Raw genomic sequence first — 15,923 nt, 5'->3', positions numbered from 1 at the left:
ATGTTCTTATTGCGAACATAAAATGACGGCGCCCGTCCGTCCGAGGCTGCATCACTGCTGGGGCAGCCGGGCGGACAGCTCGGCGGCGGCAGCCTGCAACAGCGGCACGAGGGCGACCAGGGCCTCCATGCTCATCCGGAAGACCGGGACGGCCGTGGCCAGGGAGGCGAAGGCGTGGCCCTGGGAGTTGAAGACCGGCACCGCGACGGCGCGCATCCCCAGCTCGTTTTCCTCGTCCATGGTCGCGTAGCCGCGCTGCCGCACCAGCTCGATCTCGGCCCGAAAGACATCGCGGTCCGTGATCGAGTGGCCCGTCAGCGGCTCCAGGTCCAGCTCCTCCACCAGCTGGTGCCGGGTGGCGTCGTCGGCGAAAGCGACCAGCGCCTTCCCGACGGACGTCGTGTGCAGGGCGCCGAGGTGCCCGGGGTCGGAGGTCACCCGGAAGGTCTGCGGCCCGTCCACCTTGTTGACCGTCAGGTGATGCACGCCGTCACGCACCGACAGGATGGTGGCCTCGCCGGTCTCCTCCGTGACGCGCCGCAGGATGGGCAGCGCCGTGCCGGCGAAGCCGTGGTGGTTGGAGACCCGCTGGCCCAGCTGGAACACCCGCAGGCCCAAGTGGTAGCGGCGGCCATCCGGCTCGTAGTCGACAAAGCCGTCCCGGGTCAGCGAGCCGAGCAGCCGGTAGGTGGTGCTGAACGGCAGCTCCGCGCGGCGGGAGAGTTCGGCGGCGCTGGCACCGCGCGGCTCGTCCCCCAGCAGGACCAGCAGGCCCAGCGCCTTGCCCACCATGTCGGTGCGGGCGTCCTCCTTGGGCCGGCGGGCAGCCTTCGCCGGGGCGGCAGGCGGTCCCGCAGCGGCGTTCCCGGCGGCGGCCTCGGGGCCGGCCGTCATGGCGCCAGGGGTTGTGTCTTGGTTCACACTCATGACTCGATGTTGCCACATTGTGAGAGCTATTGCTAGATGATGATTATTTTTATTGACAAGTGATGGCGCTCACAGCCATGCTTGCTACATCGCACAAGTAGCTCCCACAATGCGGCTACTAGTCCGGGTCTATTCTTCGGTTCACCGGCTGCCGCACCACTGAAGCCACCGGCCGGCTGGACCCTTCCGATCCATCAGCGACAACGTCGTCACATCAAAGGAACACCATGAGCCAGACACTCCCGTCTACGACCCCGGGCACTGCCACTCCGGCCGGGACCCCAAAGAAGGCGGCCGTTGCCAGCTTCCTCGGCAGCGCCGTCGAGTACTACGACTTCTTCATCTTCGGGTCGGCAGCAGCCCTGATCTTCCCGAAGGTCTTCTTCCCGGACGCCGACGCCAACGCCGCGATCATGTCCTTCGCCACCTTCGGCTTCGCCTACGTGGCGCGCCCGGTCGGCGCCGTCATCCTGGGCCACTTCGGTGACCGGGTGGGCCGCCGCAAGGTCCTGATGTTCACGTTGCTGCTGATGGGCGCCTCCACCTTCGTCATCGGCTGCCTGCCGGACTTCAACACCGTCGGCTGGTGGGCTCCGGCGCTGCTCGTGGTGGCCCGTCTCTGCCAGGGCCTCTCGGCTGCCGGCGAGCAGGCCGGGGCGTCCTCCATGACCCTCGAGCACGCCCCGGACAACCGCCGCTCCTTCTTCACCTCCTGGACCCTGACCGGCACCCAGGGCGGCCAGATCCTCGCCGCCCTGGTCTTCATCCCCGTCCTGGCCCTACCGGACGACCTGAAGTACGGCATCGGCTGGCGCATTCCGTTCTGGCTCAGCGCCGTCGTAGTGGTGGTGGCGTTCCTCATCCGCCGCACCCTGCACGAGCCGCCGGCCTTCGAGGAAGCGCAGAAAGCCGCCCAGATTTCCAAGCTCCCCGTCGCCGACCTGCTCAAGCACCACTGGCGCGACGTGCTGCGCGTGGTCGCCTGCGCTTTCATTGCCGCCGTCTCCACCGTGTTCGGCACCCTCGCGATCAGCTACGCCAAGAACGTCGCCAACGTGGACGGCACCGTCACCCTCTGGCTCGTCGTCGGCGCGAACCTCGTGGCCCTCGGCACCCAGCCGCTGTTCGGCAAGCTGGCCGACCGGATCGGGCGCAAGCCGGTCTTCATCTACGGTGCGCTGGCCAGCGCGGTGCTGACGCCGGTGTTCCTGCTCAGCCTCGAATCCGGCAGTGTCCCGCTGATGTTCCTGGCCGCGATCGGCTTCTTCTCCTTCGGGTACGCGGCGTCCAACGCCGTCTGGCCGTCCTTCTACGCGGAGATGTTCAGCACGAAGGTCCGCTTCTCCGGTCTGGCGATCGGCACCCAGCTCGGCTTCCTGATGGCCGGCTTCGCCCCGGCGATCGTGGCGGCCATGGGCGGCATCAAGCCCGGCGGCTGGGTCCAGATCACCATCTTCACCGGCATCATCTGCGCCATCGCCGCCATCTCGGCGCTGACGGCGAAGGAAACCTTCAAGGTGCCCACCAAGGAGCTCGGCCTGCGCTGACCCGCGGCCCGGCCGGGCGTTCCCGCCCAGTTACCTCCCGGAAAGCCCGGTGTGTTCACGGAACACGCCGGGCTTTCCGGCGTGTCGGGGGCCCGGCTGCGGCAGTAACCGGGCAGGAGCGTCCGGCCCGACGGCGCGGTGCCGGCAGCGTTGTGCCGAGCGCGGTGCCGGCAGCGGGCCTAGCGGCCGGCGGCGCCGAGCACGGCGGCCAGGTCGTAGCTGACCGGCTCCTCCAGCTGGGCGTAGGTGCAGGAGGCCGGGTCCCGGTCCGGCCGCCAGCGGACGAACTGGGTGGTGTGCCGGAACCGCTCGCCCTCCATGTGGTCGTACTTCACCTCCAGGACACGCTCCGGCCGCAGCGGCGTGAAACTCAGGTCCTTGCCGCCGCTCCAGCGGCTGCCCTCGGCGTTGCGCGGGGTCCGGGACCCTTCCTCCTGCCTGGCCCAGGCCCACGGGTGGTCCTCAAAGTCGGTCACGAGCGGCTGGAGTTCCTCGAACAGCTCCTTGCGCCGCTGCATCGGGAAGGCGCCGACAACCCCCACGCTGGCCAGGACCCCGTCGTCGTCGTAGAGCCCCAGCAGCAGCGATCCGATCCGGTCCGTCCCGGAGGTGTGCACGCGGTACCCGGCCAGCACACAGTCGGCGGTGCGTTCGTGCTTGACCTTGAACATGGTGCGCTTGTCCGGCTGGTAGAGCCCGTCCAGCGGCTTGGCCACGATCCCGTCCAGCCCCGCGCCCTCGAACTGCCGGAACCACAGGCCCGCGGTGTCCCGGTCCCGGGTCGCGGCGGTCAGGTGCACCGGCGCCGCACTGTCCGCCAGCGCGCGCTCCAGCGCCGCCCGGCGCTCCTGGAAGGGGCGGCCGGTGTAGTCCTCGTCGTCGAGGGCCAGCAGGTCGAAGGCGACAAAGCTCGCGGGGGTCTGTTCGGCGAGCAGCCGGACCCGGCTGGCGGCCGGGTGGATCCGCTGCTGCAGCGCATCGAAGTCCAGGCGGTCCCCCGGGGCCCGGACCAGGACGATCTCGCCGTCGACCACGCAGCGTTCGGGGAGGTTCGACTTCAGGGATTCCACGAGTTCCGGGAAGTACCGCGTCAGGGGTCTGCCGTTGCGGCTGCCGATCTCCACCTCGTCGCCGTCGCGGAAGATGATGGAGCGGAAGCCGTCCCATTTGGGCTCGAAACTCATCGCCCCCTCGGGCAGTCCGCTCACCGCTTTGGCGAGCATCGGCGCGACCGGGGGCATCACGGGCAATTGCATAGGCCCCATTCTGGCGCTCGTTCCCCTCCCCGTCGATCCCTTGAGCCCCGGCCCGGAAAGCTAACCCAGCGCTTACCGGCCCGAAACGCGGCGGCAACATCCGTTCCGGACACTGGAACTGCCGGCAAGAGCAGGCACCAGCCCCAGTCCAGGAGGCCCGCCGTGGTGAAGGAAAGCCAGGCCAGAACCACCCGTATCCGCGCGCTTGACCAGCTGCACCGCGGGGACGAAGTCGAAGCCCGGCTGCGCGTCGGCCCGGACTACGACGACGTCGTGGTCCGCCGCGGCAGGGTGCAGGACACGGCGCCGGGGACCGGCGTCGTGTGGATTCTGGACCGGCAGACGGGGACGCGCCGGGCCGTCACCACGGACGAATGCACCCTGTGGCGGGTGGCCTGAGCCTGGCACCCGGGCGCCGTCAGTAAGGACTGCCCGCGGCCAGCGCATGGAGCCACTGGATGGTCCCGTCCGTCATCGGATGGGACGCTCCGAGCGTTTCCAGGAACGCGCGCGCATCGGTCATCTCCGCCTCCCGCCGCACGGCATGCACCGGCGTGCCCTCCAGAATCCGCGCCACGAGCGCCGGGCCCGATTCGCCCAGCTCCGACGCGATCTGGGCAGTGATCCAGTCTTCGGCCCCTACCGCCCGGGCCGCCGTCACGGCCTCCAGGACGGTCGCGGCCAGGCCCTTCATGAAGACGCTGCGCAGCAGCTTCAGCCCGGCGGCCACCCCCGCTTCCGGGCCGGCGCTCTCCGCGGGCACCCCCCAGCCGGCGAGGATGGGCAACAGCCGCTCCGCGCCGGATCCGCTAGCCAGCACCGGGGTCGCCAGCCGGGCCCGGGGCACCGGGGCCAGGACGGCGACGTCGGCAAACGCGATGCCGTCCCGGCCGGCGCGTTCGGCCAGCCGGCGCTTGTCCTGCGGGCCGGCGGTGTTCAGGTCCGCGAAGATTGCGTCCCGCTCCATGGCCGGCAGGGCCTCGGCCAGGGCGGCCTCCGCGGCCCGGCCGCCGACCAGGCTCAGCACCACCCCGGCCCCGCCGACCGCCGCGGCGATGCCGGCTGCCCGGAGCACGCCGGGCGGCGCCGCCGGGACCGCCGGATCCGTGCCGGTCACCTCGACGCCGCGGCCGGCAAGGTCCGCCGCGTAGATGCTCCCGGCCTCCCCCAGGCCCAGCACCGCCACCCGCATGCGCGTTCCGCCCTCGATTGCTCCTAAGATTGTAGACAATATGGTGTCCCGCACCGGGGCCCCTTCCTTTTCGGCGTTCTGGGAGATGAGTGCACATGGCGTCAGCAGCTGGCGGACCTTCACTGGCCGGGGTGGCCGCCGCCGACCCGAGCGTCACCGACGTCATCCGCGACGCGATCATCCGCGGCGACTACGCCCCCAACCAGCGGCTGGTCGAGGCGGACCTCAGCGCCGCCTTCGGAGCGAGCCGGGCGACCGTCCGTACCGCCCTGCTGGAGCTCGCCGGGGAAGGCCTGGTCGAACGCCTCCCCAACCGCGGGTCCCGGGTCCGGGCGATCTCCGTGGCCGAGGCCATCGAAATCCTGGAGGTACGGATCGGGGTCGAGGGACTGTGCGCGGCGAAAACCGCCGCCAGCCTCTCCGACGACGACGCCGCGGACCTGGTGCGGCTGCGGGAGCGGATGATCGAGTCCGTCGCCGAGGGCGACCTGGTCGAGTACTCCAGGCTGCACCTGTCGCTGGACAACCGGCTCCGTGAACTCAGCCACCACGCCACCGCCTCCGACGTCGTGGCCCGCCTGCACGCCCAGAGTGTCCGGCATCAGTTCAAACTCTCCTCCCGGCCGCAGCGGGCGAAGGTCTCGGTGCTGGAGCACGCCGCAATCATCGACGCCGTCGTCGCGCGCGACCCGGCCGCCGCCGAGGAGGCGGTGCGCAGCCACCTGCTCAGCGTGATCGCGGCCCTGCGCGAGGTCTCCGCGGCCGAGGCGGCGGGCAGCTAGGGCCCGCCGCCCGGCCGCGAATTGCCGGACGGATCCCACGTCACTGTCCGGCCGCGGCCCCCGCCGTGCGCCAGCCGCCGTGGTATTCGGTCCGGGCGGTGACGGCGTAGGGCACCGGACTGACGACGGCGCGCACGCTGAACTGTTTGTGCGGCTCCACCGTGGTCTTGCGCGACCCGCCGTCGGGTTCGCCCCAGACCACCCTCACCTCGGTGCCGATCTCCACATTCGGGTCCACGGTCGCCAGCGACAGCCCGCGCCGCTCGTTCGCCGTCACGCCGGTGAACAGCGACAGGCCCACCGGGGTGCCGTCGGCGTCCACCACCGCGTCGTAGTTGGAGGACCCGTAGTTCGCGTTGGGGACGTCGAAGAACTGGTAGCCCGGGGTGTCGCGGTCCAGGAACGAGGCCCAGATCTTCGCCAGGTCCTCGTCGTTCCAGGCCAGGGTGACCTTCTTGCGCTGGGCGGCCGGATCGATTCGTTCAAGGGCCTCCCGGCCGATGAAGTCGTGGTCGAACTTCACGAAGGATCCGTAGCCGAGCTCCCACGGCGTGAGGTAGTAGTCCTCGATGTCCGCCGACACGAAGGACCCGGCGAGCGCATTGACCGCCTCGTAGCTTGTTGCGGGCAGCCACTGCCGGTAGGCGCGTTCCGCCTCGCTGCTGTAGATGGCCGGCAGCGGCGACGGGATCCAGCCCGACTCCAGCGTGTTGGAGGAGTAGGCCCGGGAACCGCAGGGCTCGATCCCGAACTCGGCACCGGCCTCCAGGACGGCGTCCCGGATCTTCCCGTGCTGGGCGTACGGCCCCCAGATTTCCAGGCCCGGGGCCCCCGCCATGCCGTGACGCAGGGTGCGGACCTGTTCCCCGGCAATCCCCAGCTCGCCCATGTGGAAGAACTTCACCTGCTCCAGCGTCCCGCCGTTGAGCTTCTCGATGATCTGCCACGCATTCGGGCCCTGGATCTGGAAGCGGTAATAGTCCCGCTGGACCGGCTGCCCGTACGGGCGGGAGGGCGACCGGTCGTCATAGCGGCACTCGACGTCGTAGCCGCCGGTTTCGGCGTGGAACTGGAGCCAGTTTGCCGCCGGGGCGCGGCCCACGTAGACGAAGTCGTGCTCCGCCTGGTGGAACAGGATGCCGTCGCCGATCACCCCGCCGTTGGAGGCCGTGGGCACAAACTGCTTGGCCGTGTTCACCGGGAAATTCGCGAAGCTGTTGATGCCGGTATCGGAGAGCAGCTTCAGGGCGTCCGGGCCCTTGATGAAGAAGTTCACCATGTGGTGGGACTGGTCGTAGAGCACCGCCGTTTCGCGCCAGGCGCGCTGTTCGCGCCGCCAGTTGGTGAATTCAGCCGGGACCACCGGGTAGATGTAGGTGCCAAGCTGCGAGTTGCGCAGGTGTTCCACGGTGTTGCCGGCCGCATCGAGCACGTCCTGCAGGGAGTTGAGGGCCATAGCTATCTCTCCTAGGGGGTTGATCGAGCACGTCCGGGCCGTTCGGCCCGCACGGCACGCGCCCCCGCCGGACAGCCCCGTCCCGATTGCTAACAAAATTGTATTCGATGTCTTGACCAATGTGCCAGAGGGTGGTTGTCTGGCACTGTCCGCGGACACGGCGGCCGTGCCGGGACGCACGGCCGGAGACGGCGCACGCGGAGCGATCCGGGAGGACAACCATGGCCAGTGAAGGCACCCTGCTCGTCGTCAGCGCGCACGCCGGCGACTTCGTCTGGCGCGCGGGGGGCGCCATCGCCGCCGCGACCGCGCGGGGCAGCCGCGCCGTCGTGGTCTGCCTCTCCTATGGCGAGCGGGGCGAATCCGCCAGCCAGTGGCTGGCCGGCAAGACGCTGGAGGAGATCAAGGCCCTGCGGCGCGGCGAGGCCGAGGCGGCCGCCGCGGCGCTCGGGGCGGAGGTCGAGTTCCTCGACGCCGGGGACTACCCGCTGCTGCCGAGCCGGGAGCTGCTGGACTCGCTCGTGCGGATCTACCGCCGGGTCCAGCCCGCCGTCGTGCTGACCCACCCGCTGCAGGACCCCTACAACGGCGACCATCCTGCCGCCGCGAGGCTGGCCATTGAGGCCCGGATCCTCGCCCAGGCGATCGGCTATGACGCCCCCGGCGAGGTGCTCGGCGCCCCGCCGGTGTTCTTCTTCGAACCGCACCAGCCGGAGCAGTGCGACTTCAAACCCGATGTCCTGCTGGACATCACCTCCGCTTTCCCCGCCAAGGAGCGGGCGATGAAGTGCCTGCCCGCGCAGCAGCACATGTGGGACTACTACACCTCCCTGGCGGTCCGCCGGGGCGTGCAGGTCAAACGCAACGCCGGCCCCAACCTGGGCCTGCCGGTGGATACCAAGGGCGAGGCGTACATGCGCTACTACCCGCAGGTCACCGAGGTCCTCGAGTGAAGACCGTGGTTGTCACCGGCGTCGCCCGCGCGGCCGGGCCGGTCATTGATGCGCTCGGCGCCCACGGCGTGGCAACGGTGCACGAGGCGATGGGCCGCAGCGGCCTGGCCGGCGCCGGCCTCCGGCCCCGCCAGGACAGGACCAGGATCGCCGGCTCGGCCGTCACGGTGCTGTGCTGGCCCGGGGACAACCTGATGATCCATGCCGCCGTCGAGCAGTGCCGGGAAGGCGATGTGCTGGTGGTGACCACCACCTCTCCGTCGCTGGACGGTTCCTTCGGCGAACTCTTCGCGACGGCGCTCCGGTACCGCGGCGTGCGGGGGCTGGTGACCACCGGCGGGGTCCGCGATCTCGCGGAGCTCCGGGAGATGGGCTTCCCGGTGTGGTCCGCCGCGGTCAACGCCCAGGGCACGGTCAAGGCGACGGCGGGTGCGGTGAACGTTCCCATCACCGTCGGCGGCGCCCTGGTCCGGCCCGGCGACGTGATCGTGGCCGACGACGACGGGGTGCTGTGCGTGCCGCGCGGCGACGCGCAGGCCGTTCTGGCCGCCGCCGACGCCAGGGTCGCCAAGGAGGCCGAATCCCGGGAGGCCTACCGCGCCGGGGAGCTCAGCCTGGACCGGAACCGGCTCCGCGGCGTGCTCGACCGGCTGGGCGTCCGCTACGTCAGCGCGGCCGAGTACGAGGCCGGCCATGAGCCCGGCTGACGGAATCCCGTGCATGCTCATGCGCGGCGGCACCTCCAAGGGCGCCTATTTCCTCGCCTCCGACCTCCCGGCCGATCCGGAGGAACGCGACCGGCTGCTGCTGCGGCTGATGGGCAGCCCTGACCCGCGGCAGATCGACGGGCTTGGCGGGGCGCACCCGCTGACCAGCAAGGTCGCCGTCGTGGGTCCCTCCGCCGGCGGCGGCACGGATGTGGACTACCTGTTCCTGCAGCTGGGCGTGGACACCGCCTCGGTCGGCACCCGGCAGACCTGCGGGAACCTCCTGGCCGGCGTGGGGCCGTTCGCCGTCGAACGCGGCCTGGTCCCCGCTGCCGGCGACCACACCGAGGTGCGGATCCGGATGGTCAACACGGACGCCGTCGCGACCGCCGGATTCGCCACCCCCGGCGGGGTGGTGGATTACGACGGCGGGCTGGCGATCGACGGGGTGCCGGGCACCGCGGGGGCCGTCACGCTGGACTTTGAAGGCACGGCCGGTTCCTCAACCGGGGCGCTGTTTCCCACCGGCAGGGTGCTGGACCGGGTCCTGGGCGTCGACGTGACCTGCGTGGACAACGGGATGCCGAGCGTGCTGCTGCGCGCCGCCGACCTGGGCCTGACCGGCGGCGAAGCCCCGCAGGACCTGGAGGCGGACACGGCGCTGGCCGGGCGCCTCGCCGAGCTCCGCCTGGCCGCGGCCGGGCTGATGGGTATGGGCGATGTCAGCGCCGCGACGGTGCCGAAGATCGTGCTGCTCTCGGAACCCCGGGCCGGCGGCGCCATCGCCACCCGCAGCTTCCTGCCCGTGCGCGTGCACACCTCAATCGGTGTCCTCGGGGCGCTCACGGTGGCGGCGGGCGTGCTGGCGGAGGGTTCGGCCGGACACGGCCTGGCCGACCTGCCGGCCCCCGGCGCGCCCTTCCGCGTCGAGCATCCCACCGGTCATTTCGACGTCGACGTCGGCCTTGAACCCGCGCCGGACGGGTTCGCCGTCACCCGCTCGGCGGCCCTGCGCACGGCGCGCAAACTCTTCGAGGGCCGCGCCTTCCCGCGGCCCCGGCTGTGACCCGATCCCTGCAGAGAGGACCTCCCATGACCGACTACACCTCGTTCGATGTCGCCCATCTGGGGAACGTGGAGCTGCTGACGCCCACCTTCGAGAAAAGCCTGTGGTTCTTCCGCGACCTGCTGGCGATGCGCCTCGTCGCCGAAACCGGGGCCCCTGCGGGTGCCGGCGCGGACGGGAGGGGCAGGTCCGTCTACCTGCGCACCTGGGACGAATACCAGCTCTACACCATCAAGCTCACCGAGTCGGCCGACGCCGGCGTGGGGCGGACCTCTTTCCGGGCCACCAGCCAGGCCGCGCTGGAACGCCGGGTGGCCGCGATCGAGGCCACCGGCCTCGGCCTGGGCTGGGTGGACGGCGAGGTGGGCACCGGTCCCAGCTACGCGTTCCGGGATCCCGACGGGCACGACATGGCCATCTACTACGAAACCGAGCGGTACGTGGCCACGGACGACAAACCCGCGCTGAAGAACCAGGCCTCGGCCTTTCCCGGGCGCGGCATCAACGCCCGGCGCCTGGACCACATCAACTACCTGGCCAAGGACGTGGTGGCCAACGGCGAATTCGTGGCGCAGGCCCTCGGCGGGCGCGAGAGCGAACGCATCGCCCTCGACGAGGGCGGCTATGCCGCCTGGTGGTTCCACTTCAACAACAAGTCCTACGACATCGTGTACTCCGACGACTGGCTCAAGCACGGCAACCGGCTGCACCACGTCGCCTTCGCCCCGGACACCCGCGAGGACATCCTCAAGGCCGCCGACATCTTCCTGGAGAACGGCATCCACATCGAGTCCGGCCCGCACAAGCACGCCATCAACCAGACCTTCTTCCTTTACGTCTGGGAACCCGGCGGCAACCGGATCGAATTCGCCAACGCCGGCGCCCGGCTGCTGTTGGATCCCGACTCCCCGGTGGTGGAATGGACGCAGGAGGAGCGCAAGAAGGGACAGGCCTGGGGCATGAAGACGATCGAAACGTTCCACACCCACGGCACGCCCAACGTCTCCGCCGGCTAGGCGGGCACCGCATACCGGGACTACGCCACACCCACCAGCACCAAACCATCCGCACAGCATCATCCACACAGAGGGGCAGCCATGAGCAACACCACGGACACGTCGACGCCGGTGACCACCGGCCTGTTCATCGGAGGCAGCGGACGGGAGACCGCCGCCACCCTGGAGATCGCTGACCCGGGAAAACCCGGGGTGGTCGTCGGCCGGGCCGCCGCAGCCAGCCCCGCCGACGTCGACGACGCCATCGCGGCGGCGAAGGCCGCCTACCCGGGCTGGGCGGCGCTGGCCCCGCAGGAACGGGCAGCGCAGATGCGCGCCGCCCTCGAGGGCATTGCCGAGTCCCGCGACGAGGACGCCGCCATCCTGTCCCAGGAAAACGGGAAGATCCGCCTGGAGGCGTGGGTCGACTCGCTGGTCTTCGAGATCCGCTGGAACCTCGCGCTCGAACTCGCCGGCGAAGTGGACGCGGCCAAGGTCCTCGCCCCGGCGCCGGGCATCCCCGTCAGCACCAGCGTCGGCTTCCAGCCGCTCGGGGTGGTGACGGTGATCGTGCCGTTCAACTGGCCGATCGCCATCCTCGCCGCCTCGTTGCCGCACGCCCTCCTGGCGGGGAACACCGCCATCGTGAAGCCGCCGCCCACGGCGCCGCTGGCGACCACCCGGGTGGTCCAGCGGATCGCCGAGAAGCTGCCGCCGGGGGTGCTCAACGTCGTGACCGGCAAGGATGCAGACATGGCCGCCCTGATCACCAGCCCGGACATCGCCAAGGCCTGCTTCACCGGCAGTGTGGGCGGCGGCAAGCGCATCATGGAAATGGCCGCACAATCGCTGACCCGCGTGACGCTGGAACTGGGCGGCAACGACGCCGCCGTGATCCTCGCCGACGCCGTCCTGGACGACACGCACCTGGACCGCCTGTACGCCGCGGTCTTCGACACCACGGGCCAGATCTGCATGAACGCCAAACGCATCTACGTCCACCGGTCACGGCTGGACGAGCTGGTCGCCGGGCTCTCCGGCCGGCTCGAGCGGGCGGTCATCGGCTACGGCCTCGACGAGGGGACCACCATGGGGCCGCTGCACTCCCCCGCGCAGAAGGAGTTCGTCGCCGGCCTGATCGAGGAGGCCCGGTCCTCCGGCGCCGAGGTCCGGGAGTTCGGCACGCTGCCGGACGCCCCGGAACTGCAGGGCGGCAACTTCCTGCGCCCGGCGCTGGTGATCGACCCCGATCCCGCGCTGCGGGTTGTCACCGAGGAGCAGTTCGGCCCGGTCATCCCGATCCTGCCCTTCGACACCGAAGACGAGGCGGTCGAGGCCGCGAACGCCAGCTGGGCGGGCCTGTGCGGCTCCGTCTGGACCGCCGACGCCGATACAGCCAACCGGGTGGGCGGCCGGCTGGTCTGCGGCTACGTCTGGGTCAACGACCACGGTGCGACGCGGCTGGACCTCCGGGCGCCGTTTGGCGGGATGAAACAGTCCGGCATGGGCCGGGAGCAGGGGATCGAGGGCGTCCGGGCCTTCCAGGACACCCGCGCGATCGCCCACCTCGAACCGGAAGCCCCGGCGGCGGGCTGACCTGCGGCCGGCCGGGGCACGCCGCAGCCCCGGCCGGCGCGGGCCGGGGCACGCGGCCGGCACCCTGTTTTTCAAAATACCTATGGACAGTCCCTATCGACATAGCTAAAGTCGAAGGCGGGTGCACCGTCGCACCCGCCGAAAGGACTCCCGATGGCGACTCGAATCACGCCCGCGAAGAACCGGGCAGCATCGCTGGAACTCATCCAGGATTTTTCCCTCGAAATGACGGGCAAGGACGTCCCCGCCCTGATCGAGGCCAAGGACCACATCCCTCCGGGCACCCGGATCAACGTCACCTTCCTCGGCAACGAGGACCTGGAAATGCGGGTGGCCGCCGCCAAGGCGGTCCGTGAGCTGGGGTTCGTCCCGGTCCCCCACATCTCCGCCCGCCGGCTGAAATCCAGCGGACAGCTCGAGGAATTCCTCGGGCGGCTCCAGGAAGTCGACGCCTCGGAGCACATCTTCGCCGTCGGCGGTGACCCGGCCACGCCCGAGGGGCCGTACGAGGACTCGCTCTCGGTCATCCAAAGTGGGATCCTGCAGCGGTACGGGGTGCGCGACGTCGGCATCGGCGGCTACCCCGAGGGCCACCCGGACATTTCGAAGGAAGTCCTCTGGGCAGCGCTGCAGGACAAGACGGCGGCCCTGGCCGAGCAGGACCTCGGCGCCGTCATCCTGACCCAGTTCGCGTTCGACACCGACCCGGTCGCCGACTGGATCGACGCGGTGCGGGCCAGCGGCATCAACGCCCCGATCCGCGTCGGAACGCCCGGCCCGGCCGGCATCAAGCGGCTGCTGGGCTTCGCGCGCCGCTTCGGCGTCGGCGCCAACGCCATGATCGTGAAGAAGTACGGCTTCTCGCTGACCAACCTGATGGGCGACGCCGGGCCGGACCGGTTCGTCGACGACCTGGCCGCCGTCCTCGCCGAACACACCCCCGGGGCCCAGCCGCACATCGGCGGCCGTGTCGGGCTGCACTTCTACACCTTCGGCGGCCTCCTGGCGACGGCGGACTGGGTCCGCCGGTTCGTCGCCGAAGAGGGCTGAGGCGGCCGTGGCACTGCACAGCGGACTCCTGCGGGACCAGGCCTGCCTGATTGTCCACGGCCCGGACCAGCCCGGGATTGTCGCCGCCGTGGCCGCCCTGGTCACCCGCAACCAGGGGAACATCGTTTCGCTGGACCAGTACTCCTCCGACCCGGTGTCGGGCGACTTCTTCCAGCGGGTGGTGTTCAACCGTCCCGATCTGGCGGCCGCGATGCCGGCGATCGAGGCGGACCTGGAGAAGACCCTGGCCCCGCTCGGCCTCGCCTGGACGCTCACGGACCGCTCCATTCCCAAGCGGATGGCGGTCCTCGTCTCGACCTCCGACCACTGCCTGCTCGAACTGCTCTGGCGGCACCGCCGCGGCGAGCTGCCCGTGACCATCCCGATGGTCATCTCGAACCACACGAACACCGCCGAGGACGTCCGCTCCTTCGGGGTCCCGTTCTTCCACGTCCCCTCCTCCGGACCGGACAAGTCCGGCGCCGAGGCCGAGATCCTGAAGCTGCTGGACGGCAACGTCGACTTCGTGGTCCTGGCCCGGTACATGCAGATCCTCTCCCCGGAGTTCCTGGACCGGGTCGGCGTGCCGTTGATCAACATCCACCACTCCTTCCTCCCCGCCTTCATCGGCCCGGCCCCCTACCGCAAGGCCAGGGAGCGCGGCGTCAAGCTCATCGGGGCGACCTCGCACTATGTGACCAAGGACCTCGACGAGGGCCCGATCATCGAGCAGGACGTGGCCCGCGTGACGCATGCGCACTCCGCGGCCGACCTCCAGGCCCGCGGCGCCTACGTCGAGCGTGCAGTCCTCTCCCGTGCCGTGCAGTGGCACGCCGAGGACCGCGTCATCCGGCACGGCAACCACACCATCGTTTTCTAAGCCCCGGGCGCCGGGCACCGCCCCGGCACCCGGCCCACCTGTCCGACAGCACCACCGAAACAGAACAAGAGGTTCACCGTGGCACCTAAGAATCTGCAGGAAGTCCTCGACGCGTCCCGCGGCGCCGTCGACCTGCTCCGCAACTCCCAGATCGGCTCGTACATCTATCCGGTCGTGCCGGCCGACTTCCAGAACTGGATCAAGGAACAGACCGCCTGGCGCCAGACCGCGGTGCTCTACGACCAGTCCCACCACATGGACAACCTGTTCCTCAAGGGCTCCGACGCGATCAAGCTGATCACCGCCACGGCAATCAACTCGACGGCGGTCTTCCCGGTCAACAAGGCCAAGCAGTACGTGCCCACCACCGAATCCGGCCATGTGATCGGCGACGGGATCCTCTTCCGCGAGGCCGAGGACGAGTACGTCTACGTCGGCCGCGCCCCGGCCGCGAACTGGCTGCTCTACCACGGCGAGACCGGCGGCTACGGCAACCTGGACATCACCGTGGACCGGCGGTCGCCGTCGCGGCCCTACGGCAACCAGGTGACCCGGCAGTACTACCGCTTCCAGATCCAGGGCCCGAACGCCTGGCAGGTCATCGAGAAGCTCAACGGCGGCCCGCTGGAGCAATTGAAGTTCTTCAACATGTCCACGATGACGATCGACGGCACCACCGTGCGCACCCTGCGGCACGGCATGGCCGGCGCACCCGGGCTCGAGATCTGGGGTCCCTACGCCGACCACGGCCGCATCCGCGACGCGATCGTCGAGGCCGGTGCCGAATTCGGCCTCGTGCCCGTCGGCTCGCGGGCCTACCCGTCGAACACGCTGGAATCCGGCTGGATCCCGTCCCCGCTGCCGGCCATCTACACCGGCGAAGCGGAGCGCGGCTACCGCGAGTGGCTGCCGGCGGACAGCTACGAGGCGACCGGCACCCTGGCCGGTTCCTTCGTCTCGGACCGGATCGAGGACTACTACCTCACGCCCTGGGAGCTCGGCTACGGTTCGTTCGTGAAGTTCGACCACGACTTCATCGGCCGGGACGCCCTCGAGCGGGTCGACCCTGCCGCGCAGCGCAAGAAGGTCACCCTGGCCTGGGATGCGGAGGACATGACCAAGATTTACGCCTCGCTCTTCAACGTCGAAGGACCCAGCTACAAGTTCTTCGACCTGCCGCTGGCCAACTACGGGTCCGCGAACTACGACTCGGTCGTGGACGCCGACGGCACCGTCGTCGGGTACTCGATGTTCACCGGCTACAGCGCCAACGAGCGGCGGGCCCTGTCGCTGGCCACGATCGACCCGAACGTTCCCGAGGGAACGGAACTCAAGGTCGTCTGGGGCGAGCCGAACGGCGGAACCGCGAAGGCCGCCGTCGAACCGCACGAGCAGACCGAGGTGCGCGCCGTCGTCAGCCCCGTCCCGTACTCCACGGTCGCCCGCGCGAGCTACCAGGGCGGCTGGCGGACCAACTACCAGTCAGCCTAGGCTGGGATATCCGGCGGGAGGGGGC

General features: G+C 70.2%; 15 protein-coding genes. 11 read left to right on the top strand and 4 right to left on the bottom strand.

What is annotated here, in order from left to right:
• Positions 1-51: 51 nt before the first annotated feature.
• Positions 52-927, bottom strand: coding sequence for an IclR family transcriptional regulator (locus tag ACTWLI_RS06335; protein ID WP_445155800.1), 876 nt, complete (start codon positions 925-927; stop codon positions 52-54).
• Positions 928-1,154: 227 nt separating this feature from the next.
• Here ACTWLI_RS06335 and ACTWLI_RS06330 point away from each other — a divergent pair, with 227 nt between their 5' ends.
• A complete protein-coding gene (locus tag ACTWLI_RS06330; protein ID WP_445155799.1) occupies positions 1,155-2,474 on the top strand; it encodes an MFS transporter in 1,320 nt (439 codons plus the stop codon).
• Positions 2,475-2,653: 179 nt separating this feature from the next.
• On the opposite strand, the gene ACTWLI_RS06325 is transcribed toward ACTWLI_RS06330, so the two are convergent.
• On the bottom strand, positions 2,654-3,730 hold the full coding sequence (locus ACTWLI_RS06325) for an ATP-dependent DNA ligase (protein ID WP_445155798.1): 1,077 nt from the start codon (positions 3,728-3,730) through the stop codon (positions 2,654-2,656).
• Positions 3,731-3,895: 165 nt separating this feature from the next.
• Here ACTWLI_RS06325 and ACTWLI_RS06320 point away from each other — a divergent pair, with 165 nt between their 5' ends.
• Positions 3,896-4,129, top strand: a complete 234-nt coding sequence (locus ACTWLI_RS06320; protein WP_445155797.1) for a hypothetical protein — start codon at positions 3,896-3,898, stop codon at positions 4,127-4,129.
• A 19-nt stretch (positions 4,130-4,148) separates the two neighbouring features.
• Here ACTWLI_RS06320 and ACTWLI_RS06315 read toward each other — a convergent pair whose 3' ends face one another.
• On the bottom strand, positions 4,149-4,961 hold the full coding sequence (locus tag ACTWLI_RS06315; RefSeq protein ID WP_445155796.1) for a DUF1932 domain-containing protein: 813 nt from the start codon (positions 4,959-4,961) through the stop codon (positions 4,149-4,151).
• Between the two features lie 56 nt (positions 4,962-5,017).
• On the opposite strand from ACTWLI_RS06315, the gene ACTWLI_RS06310 reads away from it, so the two are divergent.
• Entirely contained in the window at positions 5,018-5,704 is a 687-nt protein-coding gene (locus ACTWLI_RS06310; protein ID WP_445155795.1) for a GntR family transcriptional regulator, read from the top strand.
• Between the two features lie 40 nt (positions 5,705-5,744).
• Here ACTWLI_RS06310 and ligM (ACTWLI_RS06305) read toward each other — a convergent pair whose 3' ends face one another.
• Positions 5,745-7,160, bottom strand: a complete 1,416-nt coding sequence (gene ligM / locus ACTWLI_RS06305) for a vanillate/3-O-methylgallate O-demethylase (protein ID WP_445155794.1) — start codon at positions 7,158-7,160, stop codon at positions 5,745-5,747.
• A gap of 221 nt (positions 7,161-7,381) precedes the next feature.
• Between ligM (ACTWLI_RS06305) and ACTWLI_RS06300 the strand changes: the two genes are divergently transcribed.
• The 8 genes from ACTWLI_RS06300 to ligM (ACTWLI_RS06265) all read left to right on the top strand — a co-directional run bounded on the left by ACTWLI_RS06300 (position 7,382) and on the right by ligM (ACTWLI_RS06265) (position 15,898).
• Entirely contained in the window at positions 7,382-8,113 is a 732-nt protein-coding gene (locus ACTWLI_RS06300; RefSeq protein WP_445155793.1) for a PIG-L deacetylase family protein, read from the top strand.
• Complete coding sequence (locus ACTWLI_RS06295) at positions 8,110-8,820, top strand: 4-carboxy-4-hydroxy-2-oxoadipate aldolase/oxaloacetate decarboxylase (protein ID WP_445155792.1); 711 nt, start codon at positions 8,110-8,112, stop codon at positions 8,818-8,820. Before ACTWLI_RS06300 ends, ACTWLI_RS06295 begins: the two co-directional genes overlap by 4 nt.
• Positions 8,807-9,886 (top strand): 4-oxalomesaconate tautomerase, encoded by a 1,080-nt coding sequence (locus ACTWLI_RS06290; protein ID WP_445155791.1) that lies wholly within the window; start codon positions 8,807-8,809, stop codon positions 9,884-9,886. Before ACTWLI_RS06295 ends, ACTWLI_RS06290 begins: the two co-directional genes overlap by 14 nt.
• A gap of 26 nt (positions 9,887-9,912) precedes the next feature.
• The gene (locus ACTWLI_RS06285) at positions 9,913-10,902 is read left to right on the top strand and encodes a VOC family protein (RefSeq protein ID WP_445155790.1); all 990 of its coding nucleotides are present in this window, start codon (positions 9,913-9,915) and stop codon (positions 10,900-10,902) included.
• Between the two features lie 81 nt (positions 10,903-10,983).
• Positions 10,984-12,477 carry an aldehyde dehydrogenase family protein gene (locus ACTWLI_RS06280; protein WP_445155789.1) on the top strand — a complete coding sequence of 498 codons (1,494 nt, stop codon included), beginning with the start codon at positions 10,984-10,986 and terminating at the stop codon, positions 12,475-12,477.
• A gap of 153 nt (positions 12,478-12,630) precedes the next feature.
• Positions 12,631-13,527 carry a methylenetetrahydrofolate reductase gene (locus ACTWLI_RS06275; protein WP_445155788.1) on the top strand — a complete coding sequence of 299 codons (897 nt, stop codon included), beginning with the start codon at positions 12,631-12,633 and terminating at the stop codon, positions 13,525-13,527.
• 7 nt (positions 13,528-13,534) lie between these two features.
• Entirely contained in the window at positions 13,535-14,407 is an 873-nt protein-coding gene (purU, locus tag ACTWLI_RS06270) for a formyltetrahydrofolate deformylase (RefSeq protein ID WP_445155787.1), read from the top strand.
• A gap of 78 nt (positions 14,408-14,485) precedes the next feature.
• A complete protein-coding gene (gene ligM, locus ACTWLI_RS06265) occupies positions 14,486-15,898 on the top strand; it encodes a vanillate/3-O-methylgallate O-demethylase (protein ID WP_445155786.1) in 1,413 nt (470 codons plus the stop codon).
• Positions 15,899-15,923: the final 25 nt, after the last annotated feature.

This window comes from Arthrobacter sp. Hor0625 (assembly GCF_052567525.1).
The sequence above is the reverse complement of the archived record's forward strand: the minus strand, read 5'-3'. Positions and strand labels throughout refer to the sequence as shown.